This is a genomic window from Rhodococcus sp. ACPA1 (assembly GCF_002300195.1).
Taxonomy (GTDB): domain Bacteria; phylum Actinomycetota; class Actinomycetes; order Mycobacteriales; family Mycobacteriaceae; genus Rhodococcus_F; species Rhodococcus_F opacus.
The window spans coordinates 655,703-673,120 of sequence record NZ_NSDX01000001.1; the positions used below are offsets into that span (position 1 = coordinate 655,703).

The following is a 17,418-nucleotide window of genomic DNA, read 5'->3' on the forward strand; positions in this document are numbered from 1 at the left end:
TGTGGCACGTGTGGTTCGTGTGATTGGTGATGCAACTGTTACGCGCGGCTACGGACACCTCGGGGCCCGCGGAGAGCGCCGTCTACGCTGTGCGGGACCGTTTCGGGATCGGCTGAGACATCTACACACCTCACGGGGAGAGCACCACACTGTGTCCGACCATGCAGCGTCCGACGACGGAGCAGCCTCCGACGACCCGTCATCCGAGCGTTCCCCCACGTCGTCCTGGGGATCGTCCGCCCTGCACGGCTTGTTGCGGTGCGCGCCTGTGCTTCTCGTGTTGTCGGTGCTCGGGCGCATGGCGTGGACGCTGTTGAGTCCCAACGGGATGAACCTCGTCGACCTGCACGTCTACGTAGACGGTTCCGAGGCCCTCCGCGGTGGCAGTCTCTACGACTTCACCTATTCGGAAGTGACACCGGACTTTCCGCTGCCGTTCACCTACCCGCCGTTCGCCGCGCTGGTCTTCTTTCCCCTGCATTTCCTGCCGTTCCCCCTGGTCGGGGTCGGCTGGCAATTGCTCACCATCCTCGCCCTGTACGCGCTGGCGCGAATGAGCCTCGAGCTCGTGCTCGGTGACGCCGCGCGCAGCCCGCACTGGCGGGCGGTCGCGGTGCTGTGGACCACGGTGGGGGTGTGGGTGGAACCGGTGCGCACCACGCTGGACTACGGCCAGATCAACGTCTTCCTCGCGCTGCTCGTGATGACCGCGGTCCGCAGCTCCCGGTGGTGGCTGTCCGGTGCGCTCGTCGGTTTCGCCGCCGGGATCAAACTGACCCCGGCGATCACCGGCCTCTACTTCCTGATGCAGCGCCGGTGGAAGGCCGCGGTCTTCTCGGGCGTCGCGTTCGCCGCGACCGTCGGAGTCAGCTATCTCCTGATCGGCTCGGAGGCTCGGGAGTACTTCACCCACCTGCTCGGTGACGCCGATCGCATCGGGCCGGTCGGCTCGGTGTGGAATCAGTCCCTGCGCGGCGCGTTGTCGCGGCTGCTCGGGTACGACGTCGAGACGGGCGTCCTCTGGTTGCTGGCGGTGGCGGTCACGGCGGTCCTCGCCGTCCTGGCCTGGCGGGCGATCGCCCGGGACGATCGGCTCGGCACCCTCGTCATCGTCGAGTTGCTGGGGCTGCTCGTCTCACCGATCTCGTGGTCACACCACTGGGTGTGGGTCATCCCGATGCTGATCTGGCTGCTGCACGGCCCCTACGGATCGATGCTGGGCACCCGGATCCTCGCCGGATACTGGCTCGTCACCACCCTCATCGGCGTGCCGTGGGTGCTCAGCTTCTTCCAGGACTCGATCTGGCTGATCTCCCGGCCCGCGGTACTCGCGTGGCTGGGCACGGTCGACGTCGTCGGCGCATTCGGTGTCTACGCCTGGGTCGCCTACGCCGGGCGCCGCACGAAGCGTGCCGCGGCTGCCGCCACGGTCAGCCCGCCAGTGAGTCGATCTGCGCAGCAAGATCCAGATCCAGCTGCGTGAGCCCGCCGGCGGAATGCGTCGACAGTGTGTAGGTGACCTTGCGCCACCTGATGTCGATGTCCGGATGGTGGTTCGCCGCCTCCGCCGCCTCCGCGACCTTCCGGACCAGCTCCACGGCTTCGGGGAAACTCGGCGACTCGACGGTGCGGACGAGGGAATCACCCGCCCGCCGCCACCCGGGCAGTTCTGCGAGCGCGGTGTCGATCTCTCCGTCTGACAGCAACTCGGCCATACCCCATGATGGTGCGGTGCCAGTGGAACGTGCAAGGCCTGTCGACCACGCCGGAGAGGTGGTGGCGGCCGCGATCATCGTCGACGGCCGGCTGTTGCTCGCCCAGCGGACCCGGCCCCCGGAACTCGCGGGACTGTGGGAGCTGCCCGGGGGCAAGGCGGAGGCCGGGGAGACCGCCGAGGACGCGCTGCGCCGCGAACTGCGGGAAGAACTCGGGGTCGAGGTGTCGGGCGGCGACCGGATCGGTGACGACGTGCCGCTGCCCGACGGCCGGGTGCTCCGCGCGTACCGGGTCGAGCTGGTGTCGGGAACACCCGTCGCGCTCGACCACGCGGAACTGCGGTGGGTGGACGGACGGGAACTGGGGGAGATCGACCTCGTCGGCAACGACCGCGGGTGGGTGCCGGACCTGCGAGTGCACCTGAACGGGTGGGGCTGACCTCAGGCCGCGCGGGCTTTCTTGAGCCCCTTCTTCAGTTCCTTCTTGGAAGCGCCCTCGTTCTCGAGCTTCTTCATGCGCATGATGACCACCGGGCACTTGATGCAGCGCGTCTTGCTGCGGCAGCACTTCTTCTTCGGTTTGAGACCCGAGACCTTGCCGGCCTTCACCTTGCCCATACTCGGCTCGGCCTTCCTACTACGGTGAACACCGGTATCCGCCGGCTACACCCAGGTTAGCGTCCCCTCAGCTTTCGGCCCCGATCCACACGCGGGACAGGCCGAATTCGACGTGGCGCAGATCACTTTACGCTGGTCGGGCAGGCTCCGGGCAGCCGGCGATGCGCGAAGTAGCCGCTCGGGCGGGTAGTATTCACGTGGCCGCGATGCCTGCACTGGGCGATTTACCATCGCCTCGACGAGGATTCTGAATCGAGATGACAAGGCGGCCGCCAGAAAGCCGTGCGAGGGAACTTTCGCGTGGCCGAATCAACTCAGCCAGGAGAGCCACCGCGTGACCATCACCAGCTTCCGTAACGTTGCCATCGTCGCACACGTCGACCACGGCAAGACCACTCTCGTCGACGCCATGTTGCGTCAGTCGGGGGCATTCGAGGAGCGCGCCGAACTGGTCGATCGCGTCATGGACTCCGGCGACCTCGAACGCGAGAAGGGCATCACCATCCTCGCGAAGAACACCGCCGTCCACAAGCATCACGGCGACGGCAGTGTCACGGTCATCAACGTCATCGACACCCCCGGTCACGCCGACTTCGGTGGTGAGGTCGAGCGCGGCCTGTCCATGGTCGACGGTGTCGTCCTGCTCGTCGACGCGTCCGAGGGCCCGCTGCCGCAGACCCGCTTCGTGCTGCGCAAGGCGCTCGCCGCGTCGCTGCCCGTCATCCTCGTGGTCAACAAGACCGACCGTCCCGACGCCCGCATCGAAGAGGTCGTCTCCGAGAGCCACGACCTGCTGCTCGACCTGGCCTCCGACCTCGACGACGAGGCCGCCGAAGCTGCCGAGCTCGCCCTCGACCTTCCCGTTCTGTACGCCTCCGGCCGCGAGGGCAAGGCGTCCAAGGTTCAGCCCGAGAACGGTCACGCACCGGACGCCGAGAACCTCGACGCCCTGTTCGAGGTGCTCCTCAACTACGTGCCCGCGCCCAAGGGCAACGTCGACGCGCCGCTGCAGGCTCACGTCACCAACCTCGACGCGTCTGCGTTCCTCGGCCGCCTCGCGCTGGTCCGTATCCACAACGGCGAGCTGACCAAGGGCCAGACCGTCTCCTGGTGTCGCGAGGTGGACGGCGAGCCCGTCGTCACCAAGGCCAAGATCACCGAACTGCTCGCCACCAAGGGTGTCGAGCGTCAGCCCGCCGAGAAGGCCATCGCCGGCGACATCGTCGCCGTCGCCGGTTTCCCCGACATCATGATCGGCGACACCCTCGCCGACCTGGAGAACCCGGTCCCGCTGCCGCGGATCACCGTCGACCAGCCCGCCATCTCGGTGACCATCGGCACCAACACCTCGCCGCTCGTCGGCCGGGTCAGCGGACACAAGCTGACCGCCCGCATGGTGAAGTCGCGCCTCGACCAGGAACTCGTCGGCAACGTCTCGCTCAAGGTCCTCGACATCGGTCGCCCCGACGCCTGGGAGGTCCAGGGTCGTGGTGAGCTCGCGCTCGCCATCCTGGTCGAGCAGATGCGCCGCGAGGGCTTCGAGCTCACCGTCGGCAAGCCGCAGGTGGTCACCCGTCAGGTCGACGGCAAGGTGCACGAGCCCTTCGAGGAGCTCACCATCGACAGCCCCGAGGAGTACCTCGGCGCCATCACCCAGCTCCTCGCCAACCGCAAGGGCAAGATGGTGCAGATGGCCAACCACGGCGCGGGCTGGGTCCGGATGGAGTTCATCGTTCCCTCGCGCGGCCTGATCGGCTTCCGCACCGACTTCCTCACCGAGACCCGCGGCACCGGCATCGCGAACGCCGTGTTCCACGGCTACGCGCCGTGGGCCGGCGAGATCCGCGCCCGCCACACCGGCTCCCTCGTCTCGGACCGCACCGGCTCGGTCACCCCGTTCGCGATGATCCAGCTCGCCGATCGCGGAACGTTCTTCGTCGAGCCCGGCGCCGACACCTACGAGGGCATGGTCGTGGGCATCAACCCGCGCCAGGAGGACCTCGACATCAACGTCACCCGCGAGAAGAAGCTGACCAACATGCGTCAGTCCTCCGCCGACGTGATGGAGACCCTCGCCAAGCCCATCAAGCTCGAGCTCGAAGGCGCGATGGAGTTCTGCGCCGGCGACGAGTGCGTCGAGGTCACCCCGGAGGTCGTGCGCGTGCGCAAGGTGCACCTGTCGGCCACCGACCGTGCCCGTGAGCGTTCGCGCTCCAAGGCCCGCGACAAGGCGGCCCTGTAGTCGGCACGTCCGACCACATCAGACACAACCGGGCGAATGTACCTTCGGTCGATCGGCGACCGAAGGTACATTCGCTCGAGGGTTTCCGGAGCCTTCCGGTATCTCTGAGGAAAGGCGGCGCGGTGGTTGCTGGGGGTCGACTCGAGAGAGTTCGAGGAGTGCGGGGCCGAAAGCGTGGGAACGGTGTGGCAGTGACCGCGCTCCTGCTGGCAGTGTCGACGGCGATACTCACGTCGTGCACCGCGGATCCACCCCCGCCGGTCGAGAGTACCGACAGCCCCAAGCCGACGGCGTCGCCGACCGAGAAGCAGCCCGTCGTCGTGGCCATCGACGACGTGGGCAGCGGGTTCAACCCGCACCTCCTGTCGGACCAGTCGCCGGCGAATTCCGCGGTCAGCGCCCTCGTGCTGCCGAGCCCGTTCCGTCCGGTGCCCGATCCCGCCCACCCCGGCGGCAGCAACTGGATTCCCGACTCCTCGCTCGTGATCTCCGCGGACGTCACGTCGCAGGAACCGTTCACCGTCACATACCAGCTGCGGAACGAGGCGCAGTGGTCCGACGGCGCGCCCATCGCCGCCGAGGACTTCCGCTACCTGTGGCAGCAGATGATCAGTGCCCCTGGCGTGGTCGACCCCGCCGGCTACGAACTGATCGAGGACGTCAGGTCGTCCGGTGGCGGCAAGACGGTCAGCGTCGTCATGAAGGCCGCCTACCCGGCGTGGCGTGAACTCTTCACCGACCTGCTGCCGTCACATCTCATCAAGGATTCCCCCGGTGGCTTCGCGACCGGACTGTCCGAGAACATCCCGGTGTCGGGCGGGCACTTCCACATCAAGTCGATCGACCGCGGACGTGACGAGATCCTGCTCGAACGCAACGACCGGTTCTGGGACAAGCCGGCGACGCCCGACCAGATCCTGATGCGCCGCGACGGCACGCCGTCGCAGCTCGCCGACTCGATGCGCAACAACGATACGCAGGTCGTCCAGATTCACGGGGGCACAGCCACTTCCGCCCAGCTCGCAGCGATCCCCACAGTGCGAACGGGTTCGTCGTTCCAGCCGCGCGGACTCGACCTCACGCTGAACGGCCGGGTTCCCGAACTCGCGGACGTCCGGGTGCGGAAGAGTCTGCTGGAGCTTCTGGACACCGAACTGCTCGCCGTCGTCGGCGCCGGCAGCGAGGCGTCGGCGGTCCCGGCGCGCTCGCAGGTCTACGCCCCCTCCGATCCCGGTTACACCGCGACCGCACCCGCGCGGCCGAGCCGCGAGCAGGTGCTGGCGAAGCTGGCCGAGTACGGATACGTCGCCGAAACCCCCACGGACACCGTCGTTCCCGCAGGGGCGGCGCCGTCGACCCAGCTGGTCCGCGACGGCGTCCCGCTGACGCTCGTCATCGGGACACCCGAGGGTGACGACACCGCGAGCGCGGTCGCCAACACGGCCGCCGACCAGTTGCGTGGCGCCGGCGTCGACGCCACCGTGACGTCCCTGCCCGCCGAGGAGTTGTACGGGGAGTCGCTCAGCAAGGGCGACATCGGAGCGGTCGTCGGATGGTCGCGCGCCGGGTCCGACCCCGCGACGGCGTTGGCCTCCCGTCACAGCTGCCCGCCCGCTGTGGTCGCTGCGACCCAACCGAACACCGAAACCACCGGCCCCGAACGTGATTCGGTCGCGGAGGCCGAGGCCCCGTCGAACCTGTCGGGAGTCTGCGACCCCACCCTGCAGCCGTCCATCGACGCCGCGCTGCGGGGGGTCGGTGATGTGCCGCAGGCTCTCGCCGACGCCGACCGCAAACTCTGGGATCTGGCGGCGGTGCTGCCGATCATGCAGGACCGCACGCTGGTCGCGGCGGGACCCGGCGTCGACGGGGTGTCGCTGTCGGGCGCCGTGCCGGTCGGAATATTCAGTGACGCAGCGGACTGGAGCAGGATCAAGGAATGAGTGAGCGGCGACTTCTGCTGGTCCATGCCCATCCCGACGACGAGACCCTCACCACCGGCGGCACCATCGCGCGCTACGCCGCCGAGGGTGCCGACGTTCACGTCCTGACGTGCACGCTCGGCGAGGAAGGCGAGGTGATCGGCGAGGAGTGGGCGCAGCTGGTCGCCGACGCCGCCGATCAGCTCGGTGGGTTCCGGATCGGCGAACTGACGTCCGCGCTGTCGTGTCTCGGTGCGGGAAGGCCGCGGTTCCTCCTGGGGGCGGGGCATTTCCGTGATTCCGGCATGGCGGGCACGGCGTCGGCGGCAGACCCCCGCGCCTTCGTCAACGCCGACCGCGACTCCGTGACCGCCGCGATGGTGGCGGTCATCCGGGAACTGCGGCCGCACGTCGTGGTCACCTACGACCCGGACGGCGGGTACGGGCACCCCGACCACATCCAGGTGCACACGATCACCACCGCGGCCGTCGAGGCGGCGGGTTCGGCGAAGTACCCGGACTGCGGCGAACCGTGGGAGGTCGCGAAGCTGTACTGGACGGTGACCGAGGCGAGCGCGCTCGAGTCGGGAATCTGCCGTATCGGCGACATCCCCGACGGCTGGCGGCTGCCGGAGCCCGGCGAATTGCCGAGCGTCCCGGACGCCGACGTCACGACGGTGATCGACGTGCGGAGCGTGCTCGACGCGAAGAGGGAAGCGTTGTCGGCGCACGCCACCCAGGTGACGGTGGCGCCGAGCGGAACCGAGTACGCGCTCTCCAACGACATCGCGCAGCCGATTCTGGCGGAGGAACATTTCGTGCTGGTACGCGGCGCCGTCGAGGATCGAGACGCCGACGGCAGGGAACGGGACCTCTTCGGTGGCGTCGGTCACTGACCGCCGGTATCTGTGACGAGGGTTACGTATTACACTGTGGCCCACGTCACGCAGCGGCCTAGGTCGAGTCCGCGGGACACCCGTCAGGAGAGGCGATAGATGTACAACTGGGATGTTCAGAACGCCATCGTCGCGTTCGTCGATACGCTTCGGCCTTCGTGGCCGGCCCAGCACGACCTGTACTACAGCGTGCTGTACGGATTCGCCGACATGCAGAGCCATTTGCTGACCCTGCTGGGCTACCCGCCCGTCGCCTGATCCACTATTGACACATGACCGTCGGCGCCGCAGCGAAACCCGGACACCTCGATGTTCTGGGGAGGGTCACCCTCGCGCTGCTGGTGTTCGACGGTTTTCTGTGCGCCGTCCTCTCGGTGCTCTTCCTGCCCACCTACCTCGGGGCCACACCGTTCCCGATCAGCATCCTCGCCGCCGCGGTCGCCAACCTGGCGCTGGTGATCGCTGCCCGGTCGACGACCGGCCGGGTGGGGTCGGGAATGCTGCCGCTCGCGGGATGGGGATTCGGATTCCTGCTCTGCATGTTCGGCGGTCCGGGCGGCGACGTGCTCATGCTCGCCTCCGTCTGGACGCTCCTGCTCCTGATCGGTTCACTGGTCCCGGCGGCGGTCTACCTGTGGAAAGTCAGCGCGAAGGCGGCGTTCGGATCTGTTTCACCGACAGTGGGCGAGGGTACGCGGTAGCGACCAGCAGTCTGCTGAAGGAGCACCGCGATGACAGATCAGAACTTCACGACCGACGACGCCGGCATCCCGGTGTCGAGTGACGAGCACTCGCTCACGATCGGGACGGACGGGCCGATCCTGCTCCAGGATCACTATCTGATCGAGAAGATGGCCCAGTTCAACCGCGAACGCGTTGCGGAGCGCCAACCGCACGCCAAGGGGGGCGGGGCGTTCGGACGGTTCGAAGTTACCGAAGATGTCTCCGCTTACACGAAAGCCGATCTCTTCCAACCCGGCAAGAAGACGGACCTGCTGATCAGGTTCTCGTCCGTGGCCGGCGAGCGGGGCAGCCCGGACACGTGGCGCGACCCACGTGGATTCGCCGTCAAGTTCTACACCGACCAGGGCAACTACGACATGGTCGGGAACAACACACCTGTCTTCTTCATGCGCGACCCGATGAAGTTCCAGGACTTCATCCGCTCGCAGAAGCGACGGGCCGACAACAACCTCCGCGACCACGACATGCAGTGGGACTTCTGGACGTTGTCACCGGAGTCGGCGCACCAGGTCACGTGGCTGATGGGCGACCGCGGCATCCCGCGCACCTGGCGGCACATGAACGGCTACTCCAGCCACACGTACATGTGGGTGAACGCCGCCGGAGACAAGTTCTGGGTGAAGTACCACTTCAAGACCGACCAGGGCATCGAGTTCTTCACACAGCACGAGGGCGACCAGATGGCGTCCATGGACACCGATTACCACACGCGAGACCTGTGGGAGCACATCGAAGGCGGCGAGTACCCGAGCTGGACCTTGAACATGCAGATCATGCCGTTCGAGGATGCCGACGACTACCGGTTCAACCCGTTCGACCTCACCAAGGTGTGGCCGCACAGCGACTACCCGCTGATCCCCGTCGGCAGGATGACGCTCGACCGCAACCCCACGGACTACCACTGCGAGATCGAACAGGCCGCGTTCGAGCCCAGCAACCTGGTCCCCGGCATCGGCCCGAGCCCGGACAAGATGCTGATCGGCCGGCTGTTCTCCTACCCGGACGCCCACCGCTACCGGATCGGCGCCAACTACAAGGAGCTGCCCGTCAACAAGCCGCACGTGCCCGTCCGCTCGTACTCGAAGGACGGCAACATGCGGCACCACAACCCCGGGGATCCGGTCTACGTGCCGAATTCCAAGGGTGGCCCGCACGCGGACCCGTCGCAGGTGGGGGAGACCGCCACCTGGTACAGCGCCGGCGACATGGTCCGCTCGCCGTACGCGCTCCACAGGGAGGACGACGACTGGGGTCAGGCCGGGACGATGGTCCGTGAAGTGCTCGACGACGCCGCCCGGGACCGCCTGGTGGACAACATCGTCGGCCATCTGCTGAACGGTGTCAGCGAACCGGTTCTGGCGAAGGCGTTCGAGTACTGGCGCAACGTCGACAAGACCCTCGGCGATCGGATCGCCGACGGTGTCGGGAAGAAACAGTCGGAGACCGACCCCAAGGCGGGCGAACAGGCCAATGCGGCGCGGAGCAGCGCGCAGGCGAAGGCCTAACGCTCGAACGCCACCGGGTGCCGAGCCTGGTACAGCATCATCTCGCCCGCCCCGGGAATCTTCAGGGACGTGGTGAGGCCGTACCCGTCGTCGCGGATTCCGCGGGTGAACTCGGCGCCCTTGGCCTCGAGTTCCGCGACGGTCGACTCGATGTCGTCGCACATCAGGGAGATCTCGTGATGCGGCCGAGTCGACCACGGCTCACCGCCGCGATCGTCCGAGGTGGGGTGCACACCCATCTCGGACGGTCCGGTGCGGAAAATCAGCCAACCGCCGCCGGCGTCGACGTGTGACCAGCCGAGCACGTCCCGGAAGAAGTCGCGGGCCGCTTCGGCGTCGTCGGCGTAGACCAGTGTGTGCACGGCAGTGATCATGTGGGCAGCTTAGTGCGATTCGTCCGTCACACTGGGAGAATGTCGAACGACGAACTTTCCGGACTGACCATCGCCGTCACCGCCGAACGCCGGGCAGCCGAGTTCATCACGCTCCTCGAACGGCACGGGGCCGCCATCGTCCACACACCGGCCATCCACGTGCTGCCGCTCGTCGACGACTCCGACCTGCGGTCTCGCACCGCCGACATCATCGCGTCCCCGCCGGACCTCCTCGTCGTGAGCACCGCCGTCGGCTTCCGGGGATGGCTGGATGCGGCGCGGGCCTGGGACGAGGAAGACGCACTGCTCGCCGCCCTGCAGTCGGCGCGGATCATCACCCGCGGTCCCAAGGCGAAGGGCGCCGTCCGCGGCGCCGGCCTGCGCGAGGAGTGGTCGCCGGAGACGGAATCGTCCGAAGAGGTGCACGAACACCTCGTCGCCGAGGGTGTGCGCGGTCTACGCGTCGCGGTCCAGTTGCACGGCACCATCACCGAATGGGAGCCGATGACCGACCTGAGCGTCTCCCTCGCCGGTGCCGGGGCCGAGACCACGGCCGTGTCGGTGTACCGGTGGATCAGACCCGAGAACCAGCAGCCGCTGCTGACGTTGCTCGACCAGATCATCCGAGCCGAGGTCGACGCCGTCACCTTCACCAGCGCACCCGCCGTGTCGTCCCTCCTCAGCACCGCGAAGGACACCGACCGCGTCGAGGCCCTCCTGCACGCGTTCCACGGTCCGGTCGCACCCGTCTGCGTCGGCTCGGTGACGGCCTCACCCCTCACCGCCCTCGGCGTCGACACCATGCAACCCGCCCGGCCCCGGCTCGGCAGCATGGCCAAATACATCATCGAGGAACTCCCGAACCGGCGGCATGCGGGGTGAATGGCACTTTCGGCGCTTCAGATAAGGCGGATGTACCGTTCGCCCGGAACTACCGGATCAGGCCGGCGGCACTGGCGGCGTCGGACAGCACCGACTCGAGCATGGCGGGGGTGAGCCGGCCGGTGAAGGTGTTCTGCTGGCTGACGTGGTAGCAGCCGAACAAGTGCAGGGGGCGTTCGGCGCCGGGGAGTTCGACGTGCGCGCCGTGCCCGAACTTGGGCCGCGGCCGGGGGACGGCCCAGCCGGCGTCGTCGAGGACGGGGAGCAGCGACTGCCAGCCGAATCCGCCGAGCACGATCACCGACCGCAGGTGGGGTTGCAGGATGCGCAGTTCGGCGTGGAGCCAGTGGCGGCAGTTGTCGCGTTCGTCCGGGGTGGGCTTGTTCGCGGGCGGCGCGCAGTGCACCGGGGACGTGATGCGGACGCCGAACAGTTCGAGGCCGTCGCCGATGTGGGTGGCGGTCGGCTGGCTCGCGAGTCCCACAGCGTGGAGTGCGGCGTAGAGGAAGTCGCCGCTGCGGTCGCCGGTGAACATGCGCCCGGTCCGGTTCGCGCCGTGGGCGGCGGGGGCGAGACCGACGATCAGCAGCGACGCATCGGGTGGGCCGAATCCGGGAACCGGTCGACCCCAATAGGTTTCGTCACGGAACGACGCGCGCTTCTCGCGTGCGACCTTCTCCCGCCACTCGACGAGGCGGGGGCAGGCTCGGCATTCGATCAGCTGGGCGTAGAGACCGGCGATGTCGGTCAGCGCCGCGCCCACACGTCACCTCCGCCGGGTGTCACCGACTCGACGAGCGACCACGCCTGACCGGCAGGCAGATCGATCACCAGGTATTTCCCGGTGCCTGCGGGTGTGGCGGCGATGACGGTCGCCACACCCGCCCGCCGTTGGAAGAACGTCTGACGGACGGTCCACCCGATGATCCCGTCGGCCTCGAGGCTGTCCCGGGCGCGGTCGAGGGAGCCGCTGCGGGTGATCAACCACCCGGGCAGCACCGCATGGCCGAGTCCACGGTACCGATCCCACGCCAGTACCACGCCGCCGACCGCGAGCGCGACGATCGCGGCCCACGCTGCCCAGAACACGGGCCGATCGAGGATCACGAAGACCAGGGCGACGGCGAGCGCGATCTCGGCGGGGATCAGGGCCCGCGTGTAGCGCCGCCGCTGGGCGACCGGGCCGTGAGGGGTGAGCGGGACCGCAGCCTGACGGTGGTCGCCGATGACGGTGGCCATCACCCGCTCCGCTTCCGCACGCGGCGCCTGGGGGAGCAGGAGCGAGGACTCCCGCCTCTCGGCGCTGACGCCGGTCATGACGGCATCCAGTCGGGCGCCCCCGGCGAGCCGGAGGAGGAGCGGTTCCTCGAGGGTCGTCCCGCGGAGGCGGGCGCGGTCCAGGGTGGTCTGGCGGGTCTTCAGCAGCCCGTGGCTGACGTGCAGGGTGCGGCCGTTGTCGGTCAGCGTCATGTTGCCGTACGTGAGGAGGTACCGGATGCAGGCCAGGGCGCTGGCGGCGATCAGGAGGACGATGATCCCGACGACGACGGCGATGGCGATCCCGACGCGCTCGGCGGATTCGATGCCCTCGGCCACCGTCGACGAGCGGGCGATCTTCGCGCCGATTCCGTACTGGAACGCGAGACCGACGATCGCCGCGATGGTCACCACCCCGGTCACCGAGAACGGGGCGTAGCGGACCCAGGCCGGTGTCCAGTGGCCGATCTCGGTCACTGCAGGCTCCTGCGTGACCGCAGTGTGTTCGACGTCGGGTAAGGGCTGCCGGGCGAGCAGCGCGGCCCGCAGGTCGGGAACCAGCCCGGTGGAGAGGGCGTTGAGTTCGAACTTCGCCGCGTCGGGTTTGGAGCCCACCTGCTGGCCGGTGCCGATGCGCACGATCGACAGCCCGAGCAGGCGATGCAGGACCCCCGCCTCGACGTCGACGGATCGGATGCGGTTGCGTGGTACCGACAGCAGGCGTTTGCGGAACAGGCCCTGCCGCAGTTGCACGTGGACCGGACCGATGCGGTAGCTCGTCGTGAACCACCGCGAGATGCCGAACACGACGAACACGACGATGGCGACGAGACTCCACACGTGGTTGCCGCTCTGGGTGCCGATCACCAGCGAAATCAGCAACACGGGCAGAAGTTTGACGATCTCGTCGACCGGGTGGACGAGCAGCATCCGGCGGTCCAGGCGCAACCAGGGCTGTTCCTCCTCTGCGGCGACCGCGGCCTCGCCGTGCGCGATGGGGGGAGCGATTCCCGGTTCCGGTGCCGCACTCATGTGGCGTCACCGACATTGGTGCCCGCGATCTCGGTGAGCCGCGCGACGGTGCGGTCGGCGGTGTCCTGGTCGAGGGCGGAGATCTTGACGGCACCGGCCGACGACGCCGTCGTGACGGTGACGGTCGCCAGCCCCAGCATCCGGTCGATGGGTCCGCGTTCGGTGTCGACGGTCTGGATGCGGGAGATCGGCGCGATGCGTCGTTCCTGGGTGAACCAGCCGCTGCGGGTGTAGACCGCGGTGTCGCTGATTTCCCAGCGGTGCACCCGGTACCGCCAGAGCGGGACGACGGCGACGTGGAGGATCGCGAGCACGACGGTGATCGAGAGGACTGTGACGTGCACCCACACGGGCCACCAGTGGAAGACGAGGGCGACGGCTTGCACGAGGAAGAGCGGAAGCCAGAGAAGGGCGGCATTGATCGCCCACAGTTGCTTGGCCTTGGGGCTGGGCCGCCACAGCGGGTCCGCCATCGTGACGGTGGTGGGCACACTCATGCCCCTACTTTGGCCGTGCCCCGGCATTCTGTCGAGAACCGACCTATCGTGGGAGAACCCCCCGAAGTGAAAGGAGCGCAGACATGACGTCATTCGATGCGGCCGATTCTCCGGAGGTTCCCGAGGCAGACCGGCTGGAGCAAGAACTCGCCGTGGACGACGACAGTTCCGACGAGGTCGAAGAAGTGTCGTCACTGGAGGTGAACGAGGCGGACGTGGCCGAGCAGAGCCGGGCGGTTCCGGTCGACGAGGACTACCCCCGCGGGTAGCGATCCGCACGGTTCGCGGGAGTCTGGGTGGCAGTGGTCGTCGTCGATGGCGCATGATCGCTGGGTGACCCATTCAGGTGAAGAATCCGGCCGGCCCACGATGCTTCCCATGCCCGGTGTTCCGGCACCAGCTCCGTCCGGCGCGTCTGCGCAGGAAGTGGCCCCCTCCGCCTCCGCGATGCGGCGGGTGCTGCGCCGCGCGCGTGACGGCGCCACTCTGAACGTGGACGAGGCGACGACCCTGCTGCAGGCCCGCGGCGACGACCTGGCCGACCTGTGTTCGTCGGCGGCGAAGGTCCGGGACGCCGGGTTGCTGGCGGCGGGCAGACCCAAGGCTGTCACGTACTCGCGCAAGGTGTTCATTCCCCTGACGCGGTTGTGCCGGGACAAGTGCCACTACTGCACGTTCGTCACCGTGCCCGGCAAGTTGCGGGCCGAGGGGCGCGGCGCGTATCTGGAACCGGACGAGGTGCTGGAGATCGCCCGGCAGGGTGCCGAATTGGGCTGCAAGGAAGCCCTCTTCACACTGGGCGACCGTCCCGAGGATCGGTGGCCGGAGGCCAAGCAGTGGCTGGACGAGCGCGGCTACGATTCGACGCTCGACTACCTGCGTGCGATGTCGATCCGTGTCCTCGAGGAGACCGGGCTGCTGCCGCACCTGAACCCGGGTGTGATGAGCTGGGAGGAGATCTCCCGCCTCAAGCCGGTGGCCCCGTCGATGGGCATGATGCTCGAGACGACGTCTACCCGGTTGTTCACCGACAAGGGCGAGTGCCACTACGGCAGCCCCGACAAGGATCCGGCGGTGCGGTTGCGCACGCTCACCGACGCCGGACGGCTGAGTGTGCCGTTCACGACGGGCATTCTGGTGGGTATCGGCGAGACCGTCCGGGAACGGGCGGAATCGATCATGGCGATCCGCAAGTCGCACAAGGCGTTCGGGCACGTCCAGGAAGTGATCGTCCAGAACTTCCTCGCCAAGCCCGACACCGCGATGCGCGACACCCCGGACGCGGGCCTCGAGGAATTCGCCGCGACCATCGCCGTGTCCCGGTTGCTGCTCGGCCCCGGGATGCGCATCCAGTCGCCGCCCAACCTGGTGTCGAACACCGAGTGCCTGGCGCTGCTGGGTGCGGGTGTCGACGACTGGGGCGGCGTGTCGCCGCTGACCCCGGACCATGTGAACCCGGAGCGGCCGTGGCCGAACCTGGACACCCTGGCCGAGATCACGGCGGAGGCCGGGTTCGAGCTCACCGAGCGCACGGCGGCGCAGCCGCAGTTCGTGCTGGCCGGCTCGCCCTGGATCGATCCGCGGATCACCGGGCACGTGCAGGCTCTCGCGGACCCGCACACCGGGCTGGCGAAGCTCGACACCACGCCGGTCGGGTTGCCGTGGCAGGAGCCGGACGAGTCCTGGGAGTCGGCGGGCCGGGTGGATCTGAACACCGAGATCGACACCGAGGGCCGCAACACCGAGACGCGCAGCGACCTCGGCAGTGCGTTCGGGGACTGGGAGACCGTCCGCGAGCAGGTGCTGGAGTTGAGCGGCCCGGTGCGGGTGGACACGGACGTCCTCGCGGCGCTGCGCAGCGCCGAACGTGACCCGGCGGCCTGCACCGACGACGAATACCTGGCGTTGGCGACGGCCGAGGGTCCGGGGCTCGAGGCGATGGTGGCGCTGGCCGATGCGCTCCGCAAGGACGCCGTCGGCGACGAGGTGACCTATGTGGTGAACCGGAACATCAACTTCACCAACATCTGCTACACCGGGTGCCGCTTCTGCGCGTTCGCGCAGCGCAAGGGCGACGCGGACGCGTTCACGCTGTCCACCGGCGAGGTCGCGGACCGGGCCTGGGAGGCGCACGTCGCGGGCGCGACGGAGGTCTGCATGCAGGGTGGCATCGACCCGGAGCTTCCGGTCACCGGGTACGCCGATCTGGTGCGCGCGGTGAAGAAGCGGGTGCCGTCGATGCACGTGCACGCGTTCTCCCCGATGGAGATCGTCAACGGCGCCTCCCGCGGCGGGCAGAGCATCCGGGACTGGTTGACGGAACTGCGCGAGGCCGGTCTCGACACCATTCCCGGCACCGCCGCGGAGATCCTCGACGACGAGGTGCGCTGGGTGCTCACCAAGGGCAAGCTGCCCACCGCCACCTGGATCGAGGTGGTGACCACCGCGCACGAGCTGGGTCTGCGGTCGAGTTCGACGATGATGTACGGCCACGTCGACAACCCGAAGCACTGGGTCGGGCATCTGCGGGTGCTGCGCGGAATTCAGGACAAGACAGGCGGATTCACCGAGTTCGTGCCGCTGCCGTTCGTGCATCAGAGTGCGCCACTGTATCTGGCGGGCGCGTCGCGTCCCGGTCCGACCAACCGTGACAACCGGGCCGTCCACGCCCTGGCTCGGATCATGCTGCACGGGCGGATTCCGAACATCCAGACCAGCTGGGTGAAGCTGGGGGTCACCGGTACCCAGGTGATGTTGCAGGGCGGTGCCAACGACCTCGGTGGCACGTTGATGGAGGAGACCATCTCCCGGATGGCGGGTTCGGAGCACGGATCCGAGAAGACCGTCGAGGAACTGCGGGCCATCGCCGAGGGAATCGGCCGCCCGGCACGCGAACGCACCACGACACACGCCCGACGCGAGGGAAGGACACCGGCCGCATGAGCGAGACGGACCGGCTGGGCGACGACCAGGTCGTCATCATCCTGGATCGTGCCGCACGGGGCATCAACCCCGTGCTCGATCTGGCTCTCACGGATCCGTTCGGAATCAAGAGCCGGACGTTCACCCCGACAGTGGAGGACCGGAGCGCCGCGGAGGCGCTGCTCGACGGCATCGCCTGGGTTCTCGACACCGTCCAGTTCCCGGGGACGGCGTCGTGGGAGAAGGCGAGCGACGACGAGCGGGCCCAGTGGTGGGTGACGCGGATCGGTGCCCTGAACACGATCGCGGTCGCATTCCCGGGCATCTTCGGTGTGCTGCTCAATCGGCTCCCGATCCAGGACGTGCTCGGGTTCGCGAATCAGGCCGTCGTGCTCGTCGCCGTCGCCCGGGAACACGGCGTGACGAACCGGTCCGACCAGGTGGACCTGCTGGCGTCCGTACTCTGCCGGCGTGAGACGGATGCGCCCGCGGTGCTCGCCGACACGGCGCGATCCGATTCCGCGGACAGCGAGTCGGTGTGGCTCCCGTTCGCGCTGATCGGAGCGCTGTGGCGCACCGCCCGCACGGTGCGCGCGCTCAGTGACGAACTCGACAAGCGTCCTGGGCCGGGCTCGACCTACTCTCTGCTGGGCAACATCCCGGTGGTCGGTGTGGTGGCCGGGTATCTCGGCGAACGGGGCGCGCTGGTGAGAGCCGCGAAACAGGGCGAGCAGTGGATCGCGTCCCGGGCGCCGCTGCCCGCGGCGGTACGCCGGGTCAGGTAACCCTCACCGCAGAGAGGTCCGCCGGGC

At 68.4% G+C, this 17,418-nt stretch carries 18 protein-coding genes; 12 read left to right on the top strand and 6 right to left on the bottom strand.

Annotation, left to right across the window (positions count from 1 at the left end):
• Positions 1-151: 151 nt before the first annotated feature.
• Positions 152-1,483, top strand: a complete 1,332-nt coding sequence (locus tag CJ177_RS02915) for a mannosyltransferase (RefSeq protein ID WP_061700255.1) — start codon at positions 152-154, stop codon at positions 1,481-1,483.
• Here the strand turns inward: CJ177_RS02915 and CJ177_RS02920 are convergent.
• Positions 1,431-1,715, bottom strand: a complete 285-nt coding sequence (locus CJ177_RS02920; protein WP_005239148.1) for a 4a-hydroxytetrahydrobiopterin dehydratase — start codon at positions 1,713-1,715, stop codon at positions 1,431-1,433. The two genes, CJ177_RS02915 and CJ177_RS02920, sit on opposite strands and share 53 nt — an antisense overlap.
• A 58-nt stretch (positions 1,716-1,773) precedes the next feature.
• Between CJ177_RS02920 and CJ177_RS02925 the strand changes: the two genes are divergently transcribed.
• Entirely contained in the window at positions 1,774-2,154 is a 381-nt protein-coding gene (locus CJ177_RS02925; protein ID WP_005239150.1) for a (deoxy)nucleoside triphosphate pyrophosphohydrolase, read from the top strand.
• 2 nt (positions 2,155-2,156) lie between these two features.
• On the opposite strand, the gene CJ177_RS47260 is transcribed toward CJ177_RS02925, so the two are convergent.
• A complete protein-coding gene (locus tag CJ177_RS47260) occupies positions 2,157-2,333 on the bottom strand; it encodes a hypothetical protein (protein ID WP_005239152.1) in 177 nt (58 codons plus the stop codon).
• Between the two features lie 334 nt (positions 2,334-2,667).
• Here CJ177_RS47260 and typA point away from each other — a divergent pair, with 334 nt between their 5' ends.
• From typA to CJ177_RS02955, 6 genes are all read left to right on the top strand, one after another.
• On the top strand, positions 2,668-4,575 hold the full coding sequence (typA, locus tag CJ177_RS02935) for a translational GTPase TypA (RefSeq protein ID WP_095867244.1): 1,908 nt from the start codon (positions 2,668-2,670) through the stop codon (positions 4,573-4,575).
• Positions 4,576-4,697: 122 nt separating this feature from the next.
• Complete coding sequence (locus tag CJ177_RS02940) at positions 4,698-6,518, top strand: ABC transporter family substrate-binding protein (RefSeq protein WP_005239156.1); 1,821 nt, start codon at positions 4,698-4,700, stop codon at positions 6,516-6,518.
• Positions 6,515-7,393 (top strand): N-acetyl-1-D-myo-inositol-2-amino-2-deoxy-alpha-D-glucopyranoside deacetylase, encoded by an 879-nt coding sequence (gene mshB, locus CJ177_RS02945; RefSeq protein WP_095867245.1) that lies wholly within the window; start codon positions 6,515-6,517, stop codon positions 7,391-7,393. The genes CJ177_RS02940 and mshB overlap by 4 nt, the downstream gene beginning before the upstream one ends.
• A 99-nt stretch (positions 7,394-7,492) precedes the next feature.
• A complete protein-coding gene (locus tag CJ177_RS47265; protein WP_005239161.1) occupies positions 7,493-7,651 on the top strand; it encodes a hypothetical protein in 159 nt (52 codons plus the stop codon).
• A gap of 14 nt (positions 7,652-7,665) precedes the next feature.
• Positions 7,666-8,094 carry a hypothetical protein gene (locus CJ177_RS02950; RefSeq protein ID WP_061041619.1) on the top strand — a complete coding sequence of 143 codons (429 nt, stop codon included), beginning with the start codon at positions 7,666-7,668 and terminating at the stop codon, positions 8,092-8,094.
• 30 nt (positions 8,095-8,124) lie between these two features.
• The gene (locus CJ177_RS02955) at positions 8,125-9,642 is read left to right on the top strand and encodes a catalase (protein WP_061041620.1); all 1,518 of its coding nucleotides are present in this window, start codon (positions 8,125-8,127) and stop codon (positions 9,640-9,642) included.
• Here CJ177_RS02955 and CJ177_RS02960 read toward each other — a convergent pair.
• Positions 9,639-10,016: a VOC family protein gene (locus tag CJ177_RS02960; RefSeq protein WP_005239167.1), complete on the bottom strand. Its 378-nt coding sequence runs from the start codon at positions 10,014-10,016 to the stop codon at positions 9,639-9,641. The two genes, CJ177_RS02955 and CJ177_RS02960, sit on opposite strands and share 4 nt — an antisense overlap.
• A gap of 39 nt (positions 10,017-10,055) precedes the next feature.
• Here CJ177_RS02960 and CJ177_RS02965 point away from each other — a divergent pair, with 39 nt between their 5' ends.
• Entirely contained in the window at positions 10,056-10,898 is an 843-nt protein-coding gene (locus CJ177_RS02965) for a uroporphyrinogen-III synthase (protein ID WP_025432182.1), read from the top strand.
• Between the two features lie 49 nt (positions 10,899-10,947).
• Here CJ177_RS02965 and CJ177_RS02970 read toward each other — a convergent pair whose 3' ends face one another.
• Genes CJ177_RS02970 through CJ177_RS02980 form a run of 3 tightly spaced genes read right to left on the bottom strand, consistent with a single transcriptional unit; the run spans position 10,948 to position 13,684 of the window.
• Positions 10,948-11,661: a uracil-DNA glycosylase gene (locus CJ177_RS02970; RefSeq protein ID WP_095867246.1), complete on the bottom strand. Its 714-nt coding sequence runs from the start codon at positions 11,659-11,661 to the stop codon at positions 10,948-10,950.
• Positions 11,646-13,187 carry a PH domain-containing protein gene (locus tag CJ177_RS02975; protein WP_095867247.1) on the bottom strand — a complete coding sequence of 514 codons (1,542 nt, stop codon included), beginning with the start codon at positions 13,185-13,187 and terminating at the stop codon, positions 11,646-11,648. The genes CJ177_RS02970 and CJ177_RS02975 overlap by 16 nt, the downstream gene beginning before the upstream one ends.
• Positions 13,184-13,684 (bottom strand): PH domain-containing protein, encoded by a 501-nt coding sequence (locus CJ177_RS02980; RefSeq protein WP_061041623.1) that lies wholly within the window; start codon positions 13,682-13,684, stop codon positions 13,184-13,186. The genes CJ177_RS02975 and CJ177_RS02980 overlap by 4 nt, the downstream gene beginning before the upstream one ends.
• An 83-nt stretch (positions 13,685-13,767) precedes the next feature.
• Here CJ177_RS02980 and CJ177_RS02985 point away from each other — a divergent pair, with 83 nt between their 5' ends.
• The 3 genes from CJ177_RS02985 to CJ177_RS02995 are packed head-to-tail and all read left to right on the top strand — an operon-like array spanning position 13,768 to position 17,391.
• Complete coding sequence (locus CJ177_RS02985; protein WP_005239177.1) at positions 13,768-13,953, top strand: hypothetical protein; 186 nt, start codon at positions 13,768-13,770, stop codon at positions 13,951-13,953.
• A gap of 46 nt (positions 13,954-13,999) precedes the next feature.
• Positions 14,000-16,627 (top strand): bifunctional FO biosynthesis protein CofGH, encoded by a 2,628-nt coding sequence (locus tag CJ177_RS02990; protein ID WP_095867248.1) that lies wholly within the window; start codon positions 14,000-14,002, stop codon positions 16,625-16,627.
• Positions 16,624-17,391: a hypothetical protein gene (locus tag CJ177_RS02995; RefSeq protein WP_095867249.1), complete on the top strand. Its 768-nt coding sequence runs from the start codon at positions 16,624-16,626 to the stop codon at positions 17,389-17,391. The genes CJ177_RS02990 and CJ177_RS02995 overlap by 4 nt, the downstream gene beginning before the upstream one ends.
• Positions 17,392-17,418: the final 27 nt, after the last annotated feature.